At 27.1% G+C, this 2,439-nt stretch carries 3 protein-coding genes and 1 pseudogene; all 4 read right to left on the reverse strand.

Features of this window, described 5'->3' with window-relative positions:
* Positions 1-553: 553 nt before the first annotated feature.
* Positions 554-802, reverse strand: coding sequence for a spore coat protein (locus tag I4V51_RS20250; protein WP_195990250.1), 249 nt, complete (start codon positions 800-802; stop codon positions 554-556).
* Between the two features lie 12 nt (positions 803-814).
* Positions 815-1,000 (reverse strand): hypothetical protein, encoded by a 186-nt coding sequence (locus I4V51_RS20255; RefSeq protein ID WP_195990251.1) that lies wholly within the window; start codon positions 998-1,000, stop codon positions 815-817.
* A gap of 138 nt (positions 1,001-1,138) precedes the next feature.
* Positions 1,139-1,810, reverse strand: a complete 672-nt coding sequence (locus I4V51_RS20260) for a manganese catalase family protein (RefSeq protein WP_195990252.1) — start codon at positions 1,808-1,810, stop codon at positions 1,139-1,141.
* A gap of 272 nt (positions 1,811-2,082) precedes the next feature.
* A pseudogene (locus I4V51_RS20265) lies at positions 2,083-2,439 on the reverse strand (manganese catalase family protein); the annotation flags it as partial.

The following is a 2,439-nucleotide window of genomic DNA, read 5'->3' on the forward strand; positions in this document are numbered from 1 at the left end:
AATTAATTGTATAATTAAGGTACCCATTTAATTAATTACATAATGTAATATTAAAAAGTAATGTTCATCTTTACTTTCAAGCTCTCGTCTGACCTGTCCGGAGAGCTTTTTATATTTTATAATATAAATACTAATACAATATGTATATTTAATAGTTTTTTAAACCTTAAAATAACTTTTTTCAAGTTTATTTAAGTATAATTTTTACTTATATTTTAAATTTAAGTTTATCTAAAATTGTGCAATCTTAATGTAACTTGTGTATTAAAAATATAGAGTATAGATAAAACTCTATTCTATAACATAGAAACATACATTTTAAAAATATCTATATATGTAGGTATTTATTTTCCATTATCTTTAAAACTAATATATTATATAGCCACTCTTATAATAATCTCCTTATCAACTTTAGAAATTATATACTAAAAAACACCGTATATTCTATTTAAAAGAGAATATATGGTGTTTTTTAGTATCTTAACATTAAATTTTCTATTTTAATTATATTTCATTAAAAACTAATTATTATATCCCTGCATTAAATAACCTATTACCCTTGTGAAAGTTGTTGCTTAACTGTAGCAATTTCACTTGTTGTTGCTTGTTGTGCTGGTATATAGTATCCTTTTTCTTTAGCTATTTTGAAAAGTGCATATTGACGAATTTCATCTTGATCTCTCATAAGCTGAATTGTAGAACGCAACTCTTCATTTTCACATTGAGAAATTATACTACCATATCCTGCTAAACTTGCATTTAAACCTGCTAGATAATCACTTATCATTTCTTTTTCTTGCATACTATTTTCCTCCTACTCTAAAAAGAACATTAATTTTTCTTTGTTAACTTTTGCATCTTGTGCATCTTTAGCTAACATATTTTTTAGTGTTGGATCTGTACATTGCTTAGAATAGAAGTCTAATTTTTTTTCAATAGTACAATGTGCTCCAATTAAATGACGTAAATTTTGTAATTCAATTTGATTTAAATTTGCCATTAATTTCTCCTCCAATATAATAGTTTCATTAATTAATATTTTCTAAGATGAATTTATTTATTCATCCTAAATTTAATTATATAATAAAATACTTTCTATTAATTGCTTTCCTAATTCTTATGATTTATAAAATTAATTTTATCTTCTAGGATTTTCGAATGAAGGTGGTGTAGGATTTGGTGATTCATGTGCAGGCCCAGGCGTTGATAAATCAAAGTATAACTTAGAATCTTCAGTAACTCCAAAGTCCTTATTTGAACCACTCTTTTGTACCTTGTTCAAAGCTTCTCTAAACAATGCATTATGTGCTTCCTCTCTGTTAAGCAAAAAGTCTATTGTTGCTCTAACCTCCTTATCTTCTATTTGTCTATAAAGATATTCATAAACAACCTTAGCCCTTTGTTCAGATGCTATATTTGATAATAAGTCTGCAACTAAATCACCTGTAACAGTTACATAATCCGCTGTCCATGGTGCACCTGATGAATTTATAAGTACTGGTGATAATCCACATTGTACATGAGTTTGAATTTCTCCATTACAAACTTCATTATTATTAACATCATGACCATTTAATAAATTAATAGTTTGTGCTACCATTTCCATATGGCTTAACTCTTCTGCACCAATATCTAAAAATAAATCCTTAATTTCTGGATCTTTTATTCTAAAGCTTTGAGAAATATATTGCATCGCCGCTTTAAGTTCACCATTCCCTCCCCCTAGTTGTTCTTGCATTAATACTGCATATTGTGGGTTAGGTCTTTCAACTTTTACTTCATGTAATAATTGCTTTTTGTGTTCAAACATTTTATTTTACCTCCAATAATAATATAATTTTATCAATTTTATTATTTGAAGTTTTAATCAACAATATTCAGTAATTAATTATAAAAAATGTCTTCTATTTATTACTTTTCACTTAATAAACAGAAGGCATTTACTATCTACTCTTATTAAATTTGATATTCCTTTAACTATTAATTAGGTTTTATAATTGAGGATTTGTTATAATATACTATATCCGAATTAGGAATTTCTAATCCTTCTTCATAGTAAATTTTATCATCTGCTTTATTAAAATTATCTTGTACATCCATTAAGGCTTCTCCAAACCTTTGGAAATGAACAACTTCTCTTTGTCTTAAGAATCGCAAAATCTCTTTTATATCTTGATCATCAGTAAGATTAATTAACCATTCATAAGTTGCTCTAGCCTTTTGTTCAGCAGCCATATCTTCATGAAGATCAGCAACTACATCTCCCTTAGCTTGAATATACGTTGCAGTCCATGGATTACCTTGTGCATCAGTGTAATATAAAGCTCTACCATGATCTGTATAATGTCCACCTAAATCAGATGCAACTAATTCTTCTTTAGTAGCATTAGACATTAATTGATATATCATAGTTGCAATCATCTCAACATGAGCCATTTC

It is taken from the genome of Clostridium sp. D53t1_180928_C8 (assembly GCF_015667795.1).
GTDB lineage: Bacteria > Bacillota > Clostridia > Clostridiales > Clostridiaceae > Clostridium.